Below are 19,275 nucleotides of genomic sequence, written 5' to 3'. Positions count from 1 at the left end.
TTGAAATAGAATTTTTTTATCGTGCTGGAGCGGGTAGCCCTTCATTATTGATAAGCGGTGGTTCTAAACTATGACCTCTCAACGAGCTTATTTTCTTTGCAAAAAATGAAACTCCATTCGCTGCACTTTTAGAGTCTCGATAGAGCTCATTAAGATACCCTAAATTTCTAATACAATTTGAAAATTGAGTCTGTAGTTTTGGATGAATGAGCCCACTTGTATTAACGCTCTTTAAAATTCCAAAAAGTTCTTCATTCGAAAGTTCTTTCTGAAAATCGCGCAGTGCCAAGAACGCTTTACGGACTCGCATTAAATAAGTGGTGGGTTCACCAGCTTTTCGTGCTTTTTCGATATGTTCGGACAAAAGAGTGTCGAAACTTGTACCAAAGAGCGCGTTTTTTATTGCAGTTTTTGGCACAGATCTCAAGACATCACCTAGTTGCCTTAACTCAACTTCGGTGGGAGGTGCTAATGACATTTCCCCAAAGTCGTACAAGCCCAACTTATCATGTTCATAACGTAATTGATTACCATGTCTATCCGAATCAAAACAGCCACCGCTTAGAATGTTAACCAGTTCCACTGTGATGACTGCTTTAGCAATTGCTTTACGAGTTGCTTTATCCTCTTTGGTCAGGTTGGGTAACTCATTAAACTCTATTCCATAGAAGCGCTCGATGAACCGATACCCTTGACCATTTTTAAGCAGATGAGCCGGTTTCATCGTTAGGGTACGCATTACACCGTCCCCCATCACAGTGACCAACCGGTTATATTTTTGGGAAGCAATTTGATTTTGTTTTTCGCTAAGATCTTTATCCATTTCAACAGTAGATAATGCTTCTGCTTCTTTAATGATGGACAAAACGGTTTCACGCATTGACTCCATTTTTTTGTGTGTACAAGCCTTTATGGTTGCTTCTAAATGAGCAAAACCTTGTTCTGCATCTTTTGCTGCATTCTCACGCTGCATCAATAAAACAACGTGTTGTCCATCCTTAAGTTCAGCTTCTAACGCCAAGTTATAAGAAGCAGAACCTAAAAGAGCGCCAATGCGAGAAATATCACTTTGATCTTCATGCGATACAACCTCACGTATAAGTCGCCATAATTGCCAACGAGGAGGTGGATTAGCTCGTCCTTTCACATGATCCAAATCGCGACGGATATGCTCGGGGGTACGCGGATGACTATGCACTGCTTGAGCAAGTTTGATGTAGGCTGGTCCCATGTGCTCACATAAAAGAGCTAATTTTTTGCCGGCGCTTGGCTTTTCTCCAGAGCGGTTGACTTCGTTAGTTGCAACTAACATTCCCGCTAACAAATGACTCCGAATATATTGATTTGCTGTTTCCAGATAGGCCTTTAATAGAACAAAAGCAAAGGCTTCATCTTCATCTGTTTCAATATTAGGGAATAGTTTTTGTGTAACATATAAAAATGCTTCTTCATACGCTGCATCCATCTCTTTGGCAGTTTTTACAGCATTTGCGGGAATCAGCAAATGATCAATAATGACCGCCCGTTCTTCTAATTTCCTATCCCAAAATTGGCAATAAAGTGTTCTTAGCATCATCGCCACACTACCAGGATGACGTTGTTCGAACTCCTTAATGTCTTTGCCATATCCCAGAGACTCAGCTAAATTGTTTATCTTTTCGTGGCCTAATAAATAGGTGGTGAATTTATCCGTAGTTTCATTGGTAATTGGGGCAGAGATAAAATCAAGATATGCAACGATATCATTTTTGTCTTCACTCAGCAGTTGCGATACGACGGCCAAATTGCTGAGAGTCCTATCTAAAAATTTTTTATTATTAGTAGCTAAGTATTTCTCTGGCTCGAGCAATATTCCCAAGTGTTCTGTTACACCCCATTGCGATTCTATAGTATCCGCCAAACGAGAAAGGATAATGGGAGCATCACGCTGTGCTACATTTTCAAAAAGATGGTTTATTACAGCGATCATTTGTTCTTTATATTGAGAAGACTGATTATCCTTCCCATATTTAGTACCTAGAGTATTTACTAATAACTTAATGGCCTCATTACGTAGTTGAATGTTACTCAGTGGTAAAGTGATGTTATTTTCTACAAAAAGTAATGTTTCTAAAACTTTCATCCTTTCTTCATCATCTGTTATTTCTGAGATTCGTTGTATGATAAGAGCAGCAAAACGTTCTTGTACTTCGGTCGATAAAAAGAGTAGGTGTGCGTCAAGAGTGCGATAAAGAAAGACCAACTCTTCGGGAGTCAAATGACGCGTCTCATTAATATCTTGAGGAATATCTTGTTTAAATTGAGTTAATATTTTTTTCGTATCCGCAGGGTTTCTCAAGGACTTTGTTACTAATTGGATTAGTTTGACGGCTTCTTTGGACAATATACTATAGGGTCCATGTTCTTCAATATGCGCTAAAAAAACCATTTTTTTAAATAAATCGGCATACCATGGTATCGATTTTTCAATTAAAGGCATTAACTGTGTAATACATTCGATAGAGAGTGACTCAAAAGGGAGGCGGAAAATGTGAATTAAATCCTGGGCCGGAATCTCATATATTAATATCGAGCGATCATTAATTATTTTGATTTGCTCATCGGGAGTAAATAAATTAAATTTTGCTCCTTGAAACTCTTGCTTCGTTACAAATGGAACGTAACAGCTTTTATAGCTCAAGCTCGAGTGGATACTCTTGCTATTAGGTTTGATTAAATGTTCTAGATCGCGATTATCTTCTCTTCCTAAGAAGAAACTCTTTACAATGGCTTTTTCTTCAGAAGTACCATTTAGAGCAATATTAGCAAATTCTGCAAGTAAAAACCGAATCGCGATATTATCAGAATTTCTATCATCGCCTGGATGAATTAATACCGCCCAATTCAGATCATAAAACTGCTTGAATTGTTCTTCAAAACTCAGTTCACTAAAGAACATTTCCAATCGAATGTTAAATGTTTGGAGTTGTTCCTCAGATAAAAAGTTTAAAATATTTTCATAAAAATTAGGGTTTGCGTATTTTTTATAGGCTTCCGGTAATTTTAGGTATCTTGAAGACTTTTCAAAATCTGTATATCCATATAATTCCTTGGGTTCAAACAAGGACCATAAACGCTTATCATTATTAATCCCAAAGCTCCATAAAGTGTCAGCAATAACATGGCTGTCATCTTCTTTTGCCCAGTTCAGATGTTTTGACCATGGTACTTCATCTCCCTCTTGGAGCATATTTTTCCGGAAATTACTCCATTTAATATGAGCACCAATAGAGGAACCAAAAAATCGCTCTCTTCCCGTGGGAGCTCTTCTATTGTCTTTCTTAAACTGATATAAATGCGTAAATGCTGAATTGGCTAAATACTCAGAAAGATGATTAGTATGTTTCTCACGAAGAGCCTTTAGTTTCTCTGCGGCCTCTTTAGCTTCTTTGTAATCCTGTGCACTTATAAAAGCTTGGATAGTTTGTTCAATCTCATTAAAAAAACCCAGTGGCCTAACAAAAACATCTCGATTTAAATATCCGTGTTTATTATAGGTTTGATGTACAAGAGCCAGATAAATCAACTCAAATGCTGGGACTTTTAATTCATAAGCCCGATCGATTAACTGGTTCGCTGCCATTAAATGCTCAGGATTTTCAAAATCAATCGGAAGTTTATGCAATAGCTGACAAAAATCTCTTACTTGAATACTTGGTTTGAAAGTCAACTCATAAGGAAGTAACTCGGTGGTTATCAGTTCGTTCAGTTTTGATTTCAGATAATTGAGTACTTCTACTGTTCCTTCGCAGACATTATATACTTCATTAAAGTGAAAGCGTCTTTTAATAGAAGCCACTTCGTCCAATATGAAACCAGGTAAAGACGTTTGCTCTTTGTCATCCCGTTCTTTCTCATCTATGGCCAATAAGGTCATTAAACTTTTTATGCGCGTTGAAAAATCCGCGGGCGGACCTTCCCTGTAATTGAAAATCAAATCAGGTAGTTTGACCTCACTGATGTCATGTTGATTTTGCGCTTCAAAATCAATACTTTTTCGAAGATAACTAATTGCAGCCGGGGCATTATGACATTTCTCGATACTTAACCTATCAAGCTTGTGTTGTTCGCTACTTGGAATAGAATGATAAATTCCTACACCTTCGTGCATGATATAAAGTAGAGCATTTGCCAATGCAAATTCGAGTTCCTCAACGGTGTAAACACCATTTTGCATTTTTTTGAGAAAATCGCTGTGGATTATAATCTTGGGTTCAGAAAATCCTGACAGAGTATCAACGAGATGGGCGCCTCTGGAAGTAATAAAAATTTCAATTGGACCCTTAAAATTATCAGGACGCACTTTGTCCAGCAGTTTATATAAGAATGACTTGGTTGCCTCTAATCCTTCTTTATCGAGCGAGGTCAATTGGTGTTCTTCGATGAGCTGGGGCACACGTTTTTCTTCAGCATTGCTGCCGGTCATACTAAAATAGGTCGCTGCATCATTTAGATTTCTTTTAATATCATAATCAGCTTCTGTAAATTTAATTGACTCCCATTGGGCTCCAGCAGGATACGAAATGAAGTAAGGCTGAGCGTTTAAATCATCCGTAAAGCAGGTTACCTTATTCCAGGGATCAAACAGAATAGCCTTCCATTGACTCATATCATTGAGTGGACTATCAGGATCCCGGTTTATGGCTAGGAAGATATGGTTGTCCGCGGGTTGGCCGTTATCATCAAAATACGACACAGATATTGCTTCAACGGTTATTCCCTCCTTGATAAGAAATTCATCATATAACCTTTTCAAGGCAATTGACGTATGTTCATCACAAAAACCCACATCGATTTCTTCCTTATCAAAGTATTCGGCTTTTGCAAAAATAGCTTTTTTTTCTATTGTTTCACCAATCTTAGGATCAACCATTTTTTTGACAAGCAGAACGTTTTCTCTGCTAAAGTTCCTGGAAAAAGCATCGCGATGCTCACCTAACTCAAGATCTTTTTTAAATCGATAAGCTAACTCTTCATCGTCAATGTTTAGCTTTTCCCCTTGGCTTAAAATTTCGATAAAATGCTCGATATTATTCTGAAGGTAGGCATCAATTTGTTGTTCATCAATAGAACTACCGTATCCTAGAAGTTGATGGGTTCTTGTCAATTTGTCACAAAAAATCTGTGATTTTTTCAGCACAAGATTCTTAAATGTATTATTCTGTTCCGGACTTAACTGTTGTGCTGAAGTTACATTTGCTTCAGTGAGAAAATCACTAAAAAGTAAATTGATTTCATTAAGAATTTGATATTGGATTTTCTTTTGATCGACGAATTTTTGATACAACTCATATTTTTTATCATGCAACTCGAGGTATTCCATTTCATAAATACATGATTCTAATGGCTCTTCATGATTATTTTGGGCCTCTGCAATCTTGGCTTTTATATACGTTTCTATTTCAGTACGATTAATCTGTTCAAATTGCTCAAACCGATTGGTTGCAAGTGGAATTTTTTCATTTATTCTTTTTTGGATTTCAATGCATTTTGCCAACAATGGTTTTAAATCTTCTTTGCTTCTCATGATTACTTTTCACCTTATATTCGAATTCAAATGACACATCTGATATGAGTTTTCATTGGTAATTTGATTTTAAACAGATTGACTATGCTGTCATCTGGTAGGTCAATAAGTCAACAATTCTGAGTGAAATGCGTAGTTCTACGTGGTAGCGAAAAAGAGTGCAAATTGAGAGAAGCGGAGGCCCAAAAATGGCAGCCAAGGAAATGAAGATGATTCTGAATCAGCGAATAAAGATAGGAAAAACAAGTAACTTAAATGTGATGCTTAAGTGTGACCTGGATCGAGTGGTCTATACGGACCACATAAATTTCATTTGTATGAGTGGACATTTCACCATGCAGTGCATATGGAAACCTACGAACCTAGAATGTAACCATAGCGGGTAGGCTTGGGTCGTTTGACCCAACTTTCGGAGTTGGGCCAGATTGTTTGCAGGATCAAAATGATCTGAGACATGGATTCCTTGCCTGCGCGGGAGTGAGCTGGGTGTTAAAAACGGTGACGGTATCTGATATCAAAACGATTCAACCCTACTTGATAAATTATTTGGAGGGACGCGTAAAATATTCTTCTGCAATTTGAATCGCTTCCATTTCGTTACATAAATCAGAATTTCCAGTAAATCCTGCCATCATAAATCGTAACTCTCGAGGCATGTTCTCGTTAAAAAATAATTGTCCACTTCGAGTGCGTTCCGCTTGGGCAAATAAACGCGCATTTTTTCTAATTTCAGCGTGCTGAGCATTTAGCAAGAAGAGTTGACGGGCTTTTTCATTTTCTTCAGGAGGAACTGAGGCATCAAATACTGTTGCGTACTTTGGAAAATTGCGAAACTGTTTCGACAGATATAACTTATTACTTATTAGTTTATTAAAGTGTTCTGAATCCTTAATTACTCGATTAAAAAAAGTATCAGCATGCTGTGGGGTAACCATAGCAATACGTAATAGATTTCCCATAAATCCCACAACTTGCTTAAAGTAATCAGGATCTTCCAGTAGATGATTAATTAACTTATCTGCATAGGGATGTAAATTTCTATGGAAAAGGAAACTACTTAAAGAGTAGGGATTGTCGATGAATTCTTTATATACCTTTGCTTCGTTATTGAAAATAAAATCGATTAATTTATTCGTTGCAGTTGGAGTAAGTGCCGCTACAACTTTGTTTAAAAAGGAGGGGGCTAAAATAATCTGTTTAAAATTTTTTAGATCACTAATAACCACATCAATTAGTTGATCGGCAAATTGAGGAAAGCCTTTTGCAACATGACATAAACTAAGGTGCCCTCTAATTAAACGATTAAATTCTTCTTTGTCTTTAAGTAAACATTCAATCAACTCGTCAGCCTGTGACTCAGGAAGGGTGGAGGCCATTTCTTTTAATTCTGCAGCGCTTTGGATGTCTCTAAGCCGAGCTAATATTTGAGAATGATTTGTAGGACTACTTATTTTATTTTCTTTCATGATTAATCCCTTTTAGTCGGCAAAAGAACAAAAAAGTATCCTGTGATCTCTTATTTTACAATTTACATTTTTTGAAACCATTATTTTCCAAATAAGTAGATTCTCTAAAAAATATCAGTCGGATAAAATAATGGTTATTTGAGTTTTTTAATCCCCCGCCCATCAAGGTGAGCATCATTCGACTACCTATAATTGCTGATGTAGAAATCTAAAACGCGGCTTCGACGATATAGCTACAAATCAGTTTATTATGAAATCGATTATACCCAGGAATATAGATTTTTCTGGAATAAACTATTCGCATAAATAGAGCCATCCATCTCGTGCATTAAATTATCATCAACATTATGCAGCATCACAACATGTACTATATTTATACAAGGTGCTTTGTTTCGGAGAGTGGACATGCAAGATAAATTAGAGGCTCAAGTTTTTGTAGATGCTTTAAGAAGAGGTGAGTTTGCATCTACAGCAGAAGTTCTGGCCAAGAAAATATATGAGAAATATCAGACACCGGAAAGGCCCCTTCTGGCTGACGACTATCTTCCTTTAATGACAAATATATTAGCAGAAACAGACATTTCTATTAACGACCTGCCCATGCTTAAAGTCGGAACACTCTCTACCGGAAGCCTTACGGAAGTTGGGTATTATATGAATGAAATCCTAGTAGCAGCTGCAGTGTTCTTAAGCCATGAAGCATGGTTAAGAGAGCAAGAAGGAAACCAAGACAAATCACCAGAAGAAATTCGCCAAATGGTAAAAGATGAAGTTACTAAAGCATTTGAAAAAAAAGAAGATGGGATTTCTAAAGCCGTGAAAATAACTGAGGGAAAATTGAGTAAACAAATGGCTGCTTTGGATTTGCTTACAAAAGAAGCGTCTCACCCGAAGGCATTTGATTATGCTATTAATCATTTAATAAAAGAAAATAATACTTTAATACGTGAAACGGGAGAACTACTTGTTAAGGAGCTCAATCAAGTAGAAGCTGAAATGGCAGAATTAGATAAAAAGATTGTATCAGCAGAGGCTAAAATAAAAGAATTGGGTAAAGATGCTAAGGAACATAAAGATGACCTCAAAAAAATGGTACAATCTAGAAGGGTATTATTTGATCGTAAAATAGAACTAGAAGAACATCTTTCGAATTTGATGGTTAAACCTCACGATTTTAATGCAAATAAAGCTTTTGAAAAAATGCCTAATGTCAAATCTATTCAAGAATTAAAAGGACGAATCGAATCCTATTTGGAATTTTTAAATGATAACCCTGTTGAAGAGCCAGAGGAAAATCTAAAATTATTAAGATCTTACGAGTCTCGCAAATCTGCTGCAACAATGATGCTTACGGCGATCAAAACGGCCAGTTTAAGGTCACCTGAACAAACACTAGCCATTTTACAAGATAATGCTGAAGCGTTAGCAAAAAACCGTCCTGGTATATGGGAATTAGGTATTATTGCTTGGATAAAAGATTATCTTAGTAAATCGGGGATGATGAAAACAACCGATGAGGCATTGAAGTCAACTAAAGCGGAGATAGAAACACTGGGAACTAATAGCTTTTTTCTAATTAAACAGGAGCTTAACGAAATAAAAAAAGAAAATGAGGTTGTCCCAGAACATAATAATCCGATGTCGCCCCAGGGCGGAGGTGGTTCTTAACCCGACAATTCCTTATAAAAATACCAAATGTAATCTTGTTGGAACGATTTGTTTTGTCGGACCCAAGTCCAAACTAGCGAGCTACAATTTATTTGAACATATACCCTGAAATACTTAAAGATTTTGAAGAATAAAACTGTCGCACAGAGAGAGTAATTTCCTTCCCCATTAAATAATTTCATCCATATACAGATTTATGATAAGATCTAAATTTATACAAAGTGCTTTTTTGATGGGGCTTATGTGCAAGGTAAACTAGAACCTCAAGCTTATATTGATGCTTTAAGAAAGGGTGACTACGTTTTTGCATCAATAGGTTTGGCCAAGAAAATATATGATAAATATCAGTCATTAAGTGAAAAGCCCCTGAGTGCGGATGATGTCACCCCTTTATTGACAAATTTATTTGCAGAAACAGATCTTTCTATTAAAGACCTGCCACTGATTCAACTTGGAATATTATCTATCGGGGCATCTTACGGGCCAGGGGAAGCTACGTATTATATGACGCAAATTATGGCAGCTGCTGCAGCGCTATTTAGCCATGAAGTCTGGTTAAGAGAACAAGAAGGTAATCAAGACAAATCACCACAAGGTATTCGTCATATAGTACAGGATGAAATTACTCAAGCATTTAAAGAAAATGGACTTAAGGCAGCTGAAGGAATAACTGAAGGAAAAATGAGTAAAGAAGTAGATCCAGCTGTTTTGATTGTAAAAGAAACGACTTACAAGAAGGTATTTGCTTATGCTGTTAATCATTTAATAAGTAAAAATAATGCACTTGTCCGCGAAACTGGAAAGCTACTTATTGCTCGTCTCGATGAAGTAGAAGCTCAAATAGTAGAATTAGATAAAAAAGCTGATGCAAGTGAAGGGGACTCCAAAGAAATAGGAACATTAGGAAGAAAAGCCCGGAAGAGTCAAAGAGAAATAGAAGATCATCTTTCATTTTTGATGGTTCAACCGAAAGATTTTAATGCAAACAATGCATTATCCTGGATGCTGGATCAAGGTTATTTACAAGAGGTAAAACAACAAATCGAATCCTATTTGGATTTTTTTAATAAAAATCCTATAGATGACCCAAAAAACAATCAGGGCTTGTTAAAAGCTTATGATGCTCGTAAATATGCTGCAGCAATGATGCTTACGGCTATTAAAACTGCGAGTTTAAGGCCACCTCAAGCAACCTTAGCCATTTTACAAGATAGTGCCAAAATGATTGAAAACAACCGTCCTGGCCCATGGGAATTAGGTATTATTGCTTGGATAATCGATTTGTTCATTAAGAAATCAGAGATGACAAAAATAACCGATAAGACATTACAGTTGACTAAAGCTGAGATAAAAACATTAAGAACTAAAAATTGGTTTTTTCAAAGTAGAAAAGCGCTTAATGAGGTGAACGCAGAAGACAGCGGCCCAGAAGCTGCTGATAAGGATATTCCATATTGTATTTTTGATTAGCTAGCTTAGGTCGGGTCCGTTGACCCGGCATACGCTAGCTATATAAAAATCACTCTAAAAACCAACTAGTCTTCAATATAATTACCTCGACTGGTTTTTAATTAAACTCCAAACTCTTAGTTTCATTAAAATTAGGTTTTTCCTTCACAGTTATTCCCTTTTCCTGGAAAAAATGGTGAGGATTCCATTTTGAAAATTGAATTTTCAGGAAGGACTCTATGCTTGAAAAGAATGCTTCTGGAACATCTGCCTCCATTGAATGATCTGCCTGGGGAAACACTATAAATTGATTGTCTGGGATCTTGCTTGCCATGAATTCGGAATGTTTTTTATCGGTAATCCAGTCTTCTTCGCCCACAAGAATAAGTGTTTTACATGCTATTTCATGCAAGCGATCTTCATAATCAAATGTTCTTAAAAACCCACCAAATCCCTGGTTTAAGGGTTCATGGGCAAAAATATAATCAGGAGCTGGTCGATTTATAGGGAGGCTGTGTCTTTTTTTCCAGGAATACATAGAATCCATAACATCAAAAAACTTATCCAATTCTTCATCACTACTAAAGCTTCCTTCCCATAGTTGTTCACAAGCTTTTTGTTGGTCTAAGTTACCTCTATTTTTGACATTTTGACGTGCTGTCTCCAGGTTTCTAAAGCTTGGAGAACCTGCTGCCAACACCAGATTGGCAACGTGGTTCGGATAGCTCAGGGTATATCCTAATGCGCACATTGCTCCATAAGATTTACCCAATAAAACGATTTTATCCAGATTGAGCTGCTTACGAATTTCCTCAACATCCTGAATATAATTTTGCATGGTATATGATGAAGGTTCGTTTTTATCGCTTAATCCACATCCTCGGGGATCGATGAATACCATATTTCCTGTGGTAGATAGACATTCATAATCTTTGTAATGAGAATGATTTGCACCAGGTCCACCAGGGAGCATAAAAATGTAAGGCCTTTTATCGAGCTTGTTCTCATTTTCACTGACTATTTTGATATGTAATCGGGTTTCCGGTGCGTCGTCTCGCACAGGAATATCAATAAATAAATCCTTACTCCACATGTAATTCTCCTGATTTAGATTATTTTTACAGAGCACTTAGAAACGAGCTGTAATTGCATTCCAAAGCTATATGGTTCAATTTTTAGAAAAATATCATAGAAAAATCAAGAAGTAATCTTAAAATTACCGGTTCGTTTGATTGGGCCAAAGGCCCAATCAAGAATTCAGTGGTATTAAAAAGAGAAAGGATTAACTGCTTATAGTAGGGCTATTTTCTCGCTCTTCAGATTCCTCTGTCTTTTCTGATTCATTAATACTGTTTTGAATGTCTGCAGTCATATTGGTTTCAACTTCTTCTTTTGAAGACTTTGTCAGCTCTTCTTTATGATTAAATAATGACAAGTTAAGGAGAGCACTTTCTTCATTTACAGAGTTCCCCTCTTTAATGATGTTTTGTACAAGAGTACCTATTTCAATGTTGCTATTTAAAATGCTCCATGCTTCAGTATCTATATTGAGTGCTTGAGCTAAAAGAGGGTAGTGGGGAAGAAATTCACGAGTGAGGTAATGGAATGTTGACTTACCGTCACTTGCTGCTTGCTCAATTAATAGAGTTGCTATTGTTTTCAGTAAATCATGATTTTTCGGAGATAATAGTCCTGTTCTCTTAATTGCATAAAGCATAGCAATCAATTGCTCGGAATCAATTAAAGCCCTTAAATCACGAAGGATAAGTGAGAGAAGCTCAAAATACTGTTCTGGTTCTTTAAAAGATGTATGTACTAATGATTCTATAAACTTGTTAAAAGCATCTTTCGATAAACTTCCTTGTGTATAATTTACAAGAAGAGTGGTTAAATGCGCTGGAGCAATATGTTGTGAGATATCAAAATCGGAAATTATTGGTAAAAGCGATTGTTCATGCGTTTTGGCATATTCGGGATTGCTAAGCAGTTCATGGAGCTCAAGAATCGCTTGGGGAAAACCAACTTTTACTGCTTTAAGAACGAGAGCAAGTTCGGATTGTTTTCCTGCTTTTTCTACTTGATAACGATTTTGATACCATGCAACAAGACTTGAATTTTCTTTTGCTGCAAGTTCCAACATTGCAAGTGTCATTTTATTAATGTCTGTATAGTACCAATAAGCTACTGCCGTAAATGCAACGGCGGGAATTTGCATACTTAATTCTTGGAATAAATCAGAAGCTGCTTTATCGTTTGCACGCATCAGCTGAATTAATGCTTCAATGGCTTCTTTTTGTTTCTCACCGGCTTGTTCTAAAATGGAGAGTTTGACTTGCAGTAGCTGCAAATCTTTTTGAGAGTTGGGAGCTTTATCAGGTAATTTCGAAGCAAGTTCTAAATAGTGGTGCGCTTTAGCAAAGTTTCTGGAGTTAGTATAATAGGTGGCCAATAGTATTGCTATATCAACGTTCCACTCAATATATTTTGGGGTATCATTTGAACTCATTAGAGCGCCTAATGTTTCAACTGCCTGAGACATCCCTTGTTTTGACGCTTCTAAAAGATAACTAACACTTTGCTTAAAATGATAACTAATTTCTAGTTTGGCGCCAGGTTTCCCATTAGGACGTATTGCTAGAACTTCCAATGCCATCGCATAATAATATGTTAACTGTCCTAATTCACTTAAGAAAATAGCGTGGTTATTGGAGATAAGCTCTTGAGCTTTCTGTTTGCATGGTCCTTCTTTAAGAAAGAAATAGTGATAAAGTTTTATAAAGTCTTCAGGCTTATTCAAAACAAAACGCCCTAAATTAAATGTTTCGGGCATGTGTTCATTATCATTGGGTTGAATTCCCAGCATCTTAAAGATTTTAAGATATACGTATGCCTGTATGGTGGCTGGCGTTGCAGCGTTACCACTCAATAACAAGAACAGATACATTAATTCAAGGTGGTTTAAAGATTCGGCCTCCTCCTGATTGTTGTTCTCATCGGAGGAAGTTTTGGATTCATCATCAAAAAATAGATGCCCCTGATCATATATGAATTGCATCATTTTTGAGGCCCCTTCAAGATAATGAGTTAGAGCTAACGGATCATTTGGGGTGAAGGGAAACTCATAATAGGTTTCAATGAGTGCACTTAAAAGAACGCTAAAGTTTTCGAATGGACTTATTTTTTTTATATGAGGTATTTCAGAACCAACAGTATTTAAACTTTCAGTAGCCTTGATTAAATTATCCCGGCTTGTTTCAAGATTTTTTTGCATGCTGGTGAGCATAAGATAGAGGGAATTCTTGTCATTTGGCCCTAGCAATTCCAGTTTCTCTTTAATTATATCAATTTGAGTTTGCAACTCTTTTATCACGTCCTTAATCGTATTGTCTTGCTTACTTGCTATATCGCTTATCTTCGTATCTTGTATAAAACTAATAAACTCGGTTCTGTTGGATTCTCGTGTTATCTCGCTGAATCCTGCAAGAATATCCAGATCTGAAACAGATAACCGTTCAAACTCTTTAATTAGTAATCCTAGTTGCATGTTGAAATTTTCAGGATAGTTTTTTAATTCAAACTTTAATTGTTTCGTTAGGAATTCGGTTGAATATTGGCGTAATGTCTTTAGTAGGGTTAAAAAATCAAGAAAATTTAGATGAGCAAAGGGAATCTCAAACCCCAGAGCTTCATTGATGTCTTGTCTTACTTCAGGAGGATAATGAATATTTCCACTTTCACTAAATCCAGGCACATTGAGAATATTTCCTGTGATATTATTCCAATAAGTGGGGCCTGATTCATGGTCAATCCAAATCCATAACCAATTATCATATACCCCAATGACCGTTCCAATTCCTTTAGGGGTAGTTATTCTATCTAAAAAGTAAATTCCAAATTTTTTAGTCGCTTCAGTAGTAATATCAAAGGAATAGTGTTTTCCATATTTAGTAAAAAGCTCAATACTTGAGACCGGTTTAATTGTATTTAATACGTCAATTTTTTTTTGCACATGTCACCTTGAATTAAAAAAATTTTAGAATGATTCATTATTAAACAACAAGTAATGCGAAAAGTGAACATTTATTTTATATAAAGGACATATTGCTCAATGTAATATCGAGGGTTGGAATAAAAAATGATTAGTATGTGCCTAAAAATGGAACTTGCGCCACATTAATGAAATGCGTGCGCTAATTCTTAGCAATGTTTACTGTATTTGGTAATTGAGGGGGGAACTTTACTTGTGTTCAAATGTTACCATCGAATAGGTTTCCGCTGTGTAATATGGCTCTTGGTCCACTTTGTATTCCTTGGCTAACTCTGCTGCCGTTTTATGATCAATGCATTTTATTCCAAGCTCTTTACATAGAAGTACAATTTCGCTTGGCTCAAAAAATGTTTTGAAAGGAGATTTTTTACTGGCAAATTCATCTAAAGTTTTTTCTAAACATTTTTCTTTAGCAGTTGAGTCTAATTGTTGTGCCCCGGTTTGCATTAAAGTATGCATGTAGTCGAAGGTAATAATTAAATGGCTAAACTTACTTGATAAATCACGTAAAATTCTTATTACCTCCTCTTTTTCGAGGTAAAAGGTATTTCCTTCCCATAAAATTAAAGTGGGTTTTGTGAAATCAATATCATTTTTTGTTAATTCAGCGATTAAATCACCCTTAACATAGTCCAAACCTATATAAGTGGCATTTTTATTAATACTTTGTTCGGAATAAATCTGTTCCTTACATTTTAAAATTTGCGGTTGATCAATTTCAAAAAAACGTGCGCCAAATTGTTGCGTATATTTCATTTTACGAACGGGCAGGGTATCAAAGCCGCTCCCTAAAATGACGATTTGCTTAACTTCTTTGTTTTTGACTACATCGGATACGGTGCGTCTAAAAAAACGGGTTCTAGTAGCTAATGGCAACCACATTCTTTTATCTAGTCTTTGTTCTGCTTCTTCTTTAACTTGCTCGTTCACAAAGTTTTGCATGAGCGGATCTTTAAACAAATCGTTCTCTCTTGTGCCTTGCTTTTGGGTTAGTGCCGGCCAATTGTCTTTAGATTTAGCCTCTTTTTTCCAATAATTCGCCAATAGGGAGGTTGTCGCAACATTATTATCTTTCAGAATTTTTTCACGCATAAAAGCACTTTCTCTTATTTTATTAATTCATCTACAATCTGGCTCACGCCTGAATAATAAACGGCATGATCGGCGTCTAAATATACAATATTATCGGTGACTTCTCTACTCATGTGTAGCTGATCGCTTAGAAGTAAGACCTTATCATACCGGCAAACTAAAGAGCGTTTCGAAATACGTGTAAATTGTTCGCCAATATGGACTGATTCGATAAAGGGCCGTAAGGGTTGAGGTTGTAATCGAGCCATCGCTTTTTGAGCATCCTCCAGGCTACAACAGTTAAAAAAAACATTGACTAAATCCGGGGAACGTTGAAGGCGAATTTCTTGTAATGCCTCATCGATGATTAAATAAGGTGTGAGGTTATTAGATTCAGATTCTTGTGCTAATGAAAACAGAGACTTATGGTCTTGTGGAACATAGGCTGCAACAAAAATTAGTTCACGAATCGCCTCAGGAATAATCTCAGCAGCTTTTGCGATAATTAAACCTGCCATACTATGGCCAACCAGCGTTACCTGTTCGGGTTGTTGCTCAATTAGTGTGACAATACTCTGCACGTAGTCATTGAAACCTATTGAGCTACTCATTTGACTTTTTAGGCCATGGCCAGGTAAATCGGGCATCAATACTTTATGCCCTTTAAGGAACAACTCTTTTGCAATACGCCTCCAACACCAAGAGGCATGCCATGCACCGTGAATTAAAATAAATGTTTGAGCGCTTTGCATAAAAACGATATAAGAATAAATTTAATTGTCATTTTATAAACATTGAGTCATTAAATAAAAGCTTTATCTCCAATAATGCCCCAGAATATCTGAGCTTAAAACACGAAGGTTTTATTCTTTAGTTGGCGCGATGTCTGTAATTCCGAGGCATCAGCTATTAATATTAAATTAATGTTGGAGTGATATAATTAAACTGTAGCGATATCTCCTAGGTTATAAATCAAATTTCTATCGCTACATTAAACTTTTTCATTTTGTTAACCCATCTCGAAAATATTCTTGTTTGATATTTATTTTTTTAACACTATTTGTTTGTAACTTAAATAAGCTAACTGTATAATTCGCCGTTAATTTGGTAATTTTAGAGTTCATTAGCTATGCTAGCTCCACTTCAAAAACAAGAATTAGAGAAAATAAAAAATAAAATAATACAAATACAGGATGTTTCTCAGGAGTTAAAAGCTAATGAAGAGTTCATGCTTGAAGTAATACGATTATATCCTTCTGCAATAGCTCATGCCGATCCTGCATTAAAAAATAAAAAAAGTTTCGTTTTAGCAGCGATTGAGATCAACGGTTGGGCTTATGTCTATGCATTAGATAAGTGGAAAGATGATGAAAATGTAACCTGTTTCGCAGTAAGAAAAGCCTCTCGTTTTCTTTTTTATGCTTCCGATAGATTAAAAGCTGATGAGAATTTTAAAATCAATGCTTTGAAAATTAACAGTTGGTACCCCTGGATAAGACTAAATAAAGTTATAAAAAATAATTTTTTTGAAGGGTTGAGCGACACCTTTGCAATAATGTACGGAAATTATGGGATTTTCGATAAAATGGATGGAAAGGAGTTCGATCCTAATAGACTAAAACATGGGTTAATTGATATCACCTTGATCCCGCAATTATCTAATTTTTTAATTAATTACGGAGTACCTAGTAAGCCATGTAGTGCCAATCCTTTCCGATATGCTCTAGATAAAGAAAAATTGAATGAAGCCACTCTTCTTAGAAACATATCCTCTTTTATAGGATTTGGTTTGCAGTTTTTAAGATTCGCGATGGCCGCAGCAGCCACGGTAATGGTCCTGCCCATAGTTGCTTTGGTACATGTACTCAAATTCCCTTATACTTATTATTACCAAAGGAGCTTACTTCAGCTTGAGGGGGTAATTTACAATGCTGAAAACCAGAAGCCTATATCCCAAAAGACGACTTTGGCAGAGTTTATTTCAACTACTAATTCCAGTTTAAATGATTTATGTGGTTATAAGTCTTCGAATATCACTTCTTATTCTTCTAAAAATACAGACATAGAAAGATATGAGGGAGCGAAAGGCCTTAATCCACACTTGTTCTTTAAACCATCAAACAAAGCAACGCCGTCTCAGATTCGAGCTAAAGCAATAGTGTCCTCCCTAGAAATAGATGAAAAATATGATCCTAATGACTCCAGATCATCAGCTATAGGCCGATCTTTTTACTAGTAAGTTGGGTCGTCTGACCCAACAAGCAATCGCTTATAATTTCGAATGTTGGTCAAATGGTTTTCAACTAACTGTTCTCTCTCATGAGTCTATAGCGGGGTAAATCTCGGTCAACCCATATAGTAAATCTACTTTTTATACATCTTATCGCTAAAAAATCTTTAATTTTTATATACCTATGCTATTTTAGTTCCCAAGATGACCTAATTTAGAAAAGGATATCTCCTCGTTGTACAAAAAGCCTGGCACTACAAAATCGATATCGGGATTATAAATACCTAGCAACTTTGCTATAGAATTTTTAATTATTATTTTGACTAACATTAGTGAATGAGAATACTTATGCCCAAACGTACAAAAAAGAATAATGGAACGAATACCGAACCTCTGTTGCCAAATAATTCAGCGTATCAATCAAGGCCTTCACATGACCCAATTGTAACTCAGGATCCAATCACTCAATCAGAAATAGAATCGAAAAGACAACTTAGGTACACAAGAACTCTTAAAGGAGATGGAATGCAATTATTTGTTAGTAAGCAGCTTCCTCTCGCAGCTCTTTACAATAAAGAGAAACAAACAAATCCTCTAGCAAAGGGAATTCCAATCCAAACCCGACAGGAAGAAATAGTTTTCAATGGCTCTGGAACAATTGTTGGCTTGAGTATCAATACAAATTGGGAAGAAAATACAAAAGAAATCCAGCAACTTACTAGCCAATGGCGGCAAATACAACAGGATAAATTGCTCGAGAAATTATTAAAACTTATTGAAACGCTACTGGAGCAACCCAAGCAAACATTTCGTTTTCTCGATGCTCTAGAAAAATTTTCTGTACAGCCTCCTAATAGTAGTTCGAGATTTATTAACTTTTTTAATCTTATAGAGGAGATACGTTTAGCTACCCAACATTGCCAGTTAGAAACTAAAACTAAAGCTTGGTTTGCAATGAAATTAGATGGATCCTCATTAAATGAGGATTTATCTTCAGCAGAGTTACGTTACTTTCCTGAGCGGATGTCAAATTTGATAGAAAAATTCCTGAGTACCTTGGTGAATGAAGAGCAATTAAACAATGAAGCATTAACAGCAAAATTTGAAGAAATTTTTCCACAATCTTCTTCAAATAATAATAATGATCTTCATCATATTCACAAAATTGTTCTGGACGCTGCTAAAGAGGTTTTTTTACAGCAAGTCAAAGAAGATTTAATCGCCATAAGAAACAACATGGATCGCACTCTTGATTTTTCAATATTCAAGAATGTTAAATATCTTACAATCGGTGCCTCCTCGAAGAAGCCGAGTAACATCGATGCATCCTCGCAGAAATTACAAAATGATAAATTTGCAGACCTAGTTTGCATGCTAAAAGCTATGGAGTTCTCTAATTTAGAAGGAATAGTCATCGAAGATTTGAGTGTCTTTCAAAATAAATCGAAACTTGCTCAGTTGTTTTTATTTATTGAAAAAAATAAGCAAACCTTGCAAAAAATAACGATACTTAACGGTGGTACTAGTGAAGATGTGGCCAATTTTCGTACCATGCTAGAAGCCTTTGCAAACATCACTTTAAATGTTGAGGGAAGTCCTACGCCATCACCGCAACCAGAAAAAAAGAGTTTTAAATTTTTCAAGCGCTCCCAATCTCGGCAAGATGAACGCGACACCTATTCTGTAGGTTCAAGATGCAGCCCATCATCTAGCTAAAACTACAAAGTACGGTAGCAACTGCCTTGTATTTTATTTCAAGACAGTTGCTATTTGCTTT

The 19,275-nt window shown here is 36.1% G+C and carries 10 protein-coding genes; 4 read left to right on the top strand and 6 right to left on the bottom strand.

Annotation, left to right across the window (positions count from 1 at the left end):
• Nucleotides 1-16: 16 nt before the first annotated feature.
• A complete protein-coding gene (locus ACWTEW_RS22855; RefSeq protein ID WP_454783355.1) occupies nucleotides 17-5,566 on the bottom strand; it encodes an AarF/UbiB family protein in 5,550 nt (1,849 codons plus the stop codon).
• A gap of 542 nt (nucleotides 5,567-6,108) precedes the next feature.
• The gene (locus ACWTEW_RS22850) at nucleotides 6,109-7,032 is read right to left on the bottom strand and encodes a hypothetical protein (protein WP_454783354.1); all 924 of its coding nucleotides are present in this window, start codon (nucleotides 7,030-7,032) and stop codon (nucleotides 6,109-6,111) included.
• Between the two features lie 405 nt (nucleotides 7,033-7,437).
• Here ACWTEW_RS22850 and ACWTEW_RS22845 point away from each other — a divergent pair, with 405 nt between their 5' ends.
• Nucleotides 7,438-8,700 (top strand): hypothetical protein, encoded by a 1,263-nt coding sequence (locus ACWTEW_RS22845; protein ID WP_454783353.1) that lies wholly within the window; start codon nucleotides 7,438-7,440, stop codon nucleotides 8,698-8,700.
• A 243-nt stretch (nucleotides 8,701-8,943) separates the two neighbouring features.
• The gene (locus ACWTEW_RS22840; protein WP_454783352.1) at nucleotides 8,944-10,170 is read left to right on the top strand and encodes a hypothetical protein; all 1,227 of its coding nucleotides are present in this window, start codon (nucleotides 8,944-8,946) and stop codon (nucleotides 10,168-10,170) included.
• Between the two features lie 97 nt (nucleotides 10,171-10,267).
• On the opposite strand, the gene ACWTEW_RS22835 is transcribed toward ACWTEW_RS22840, so the two are convergent.
• The 4 genes from ACWTEW_RS22835 to ACWTEW_RS22820 form a co-directional block, all read right to left on the bottom strand.
• Nucleotides 10,268-11,242: an alpha/beta fold hydrolase gene (locus ACWTEW_RS22835; RefSeq protein ID WP_454783351.1), complete on the bottom strand. Its 975-nt coding sequence runs from the start codon at nucleotides 11,240-11,242 to the stop codon at nucleotides 10,268-10,270.
• A 189-nt stretch (nucleotides 11,243-11,431) separates the two neighbouring features.
• Nucleotides 11,432-14,158 carry a hypothetical protein gene (locus tag ACWTEW_RS22830; protein WP_454783350.1) on the bottom strand — a complete coding sequence of 909 codons (2,727 nt, stop codon included), beginning with the start codon at nucleotides 14,156-14,158 and terminating at the stop codon, nucleotides 11,432-11,434.
• Between the two features lie 228 nt (nucleotides 14,159-14,386).
• Complete coding sequence (locus ACWTEW_RS22825; protein ID WP_454783349.1) at nucleotides 14,387-15,289, bottom strand: class I SAM-dependent methyltransferase; 903 nt, start codon at nucleotides 15,287-15,289, stop codon at nucleotides 14,387-14,389.
• A gap of 14 nt (nucleotides 15,290-15,303) precedes the next feature.
• The gene (locus tag ACWTEW_RS22820) at nucleotides 15,304-16,020 is read right to left on the bottom strand and encodes an alpha/beta hydrolase (RefSeq protein WP_454783348.1); all 717 of its coding nucleotides are present in this window, start codon (nucleotides 16,018-16,020) and stop codon (nucleotides 15,304-15,306) included.
• A gap of 377 nt (nucleotides 16,021-16,397) precedes the next feature.
• On the opposite strand from ACWTEW_RS22820, the gene ACWTEW_RS22815 reads away from it, so the two are divergent.
• On the top strand, nucleotides 16,398-17,504 hold the full coding sequence (locus tag ACWTEW_RS22815; RefSeq protein ID WP_454783347.1) for a DUF4116 domain-containing protein: 1,107 nt from the start codon (nucleotides 16,398-16,400) through the stop codon (nucleotides 17,502-17,504).
• 342 nt (nucleotides 17,505-17,846) lie between these two features.
• On the top strand, nucleotides 17,847-19,214 hold the full coding sequence (locus ACWTEW_RS22810) for a hypothetical protein (protein WP_454783346.1): 1,368 nt from the start codon (nucleotides 17,847-17,849) through the stop codon (nucleotides 19,212-19,214).
• Nucleotides 19,215-19,275: the final 61 nt, after the last annotated feature.

This window comes from Legionella stuttgartensis (assembly GCF_977063405.2).
This window is presented reverse-complemented; position numbering and strand designations above follow the sequence as displayed.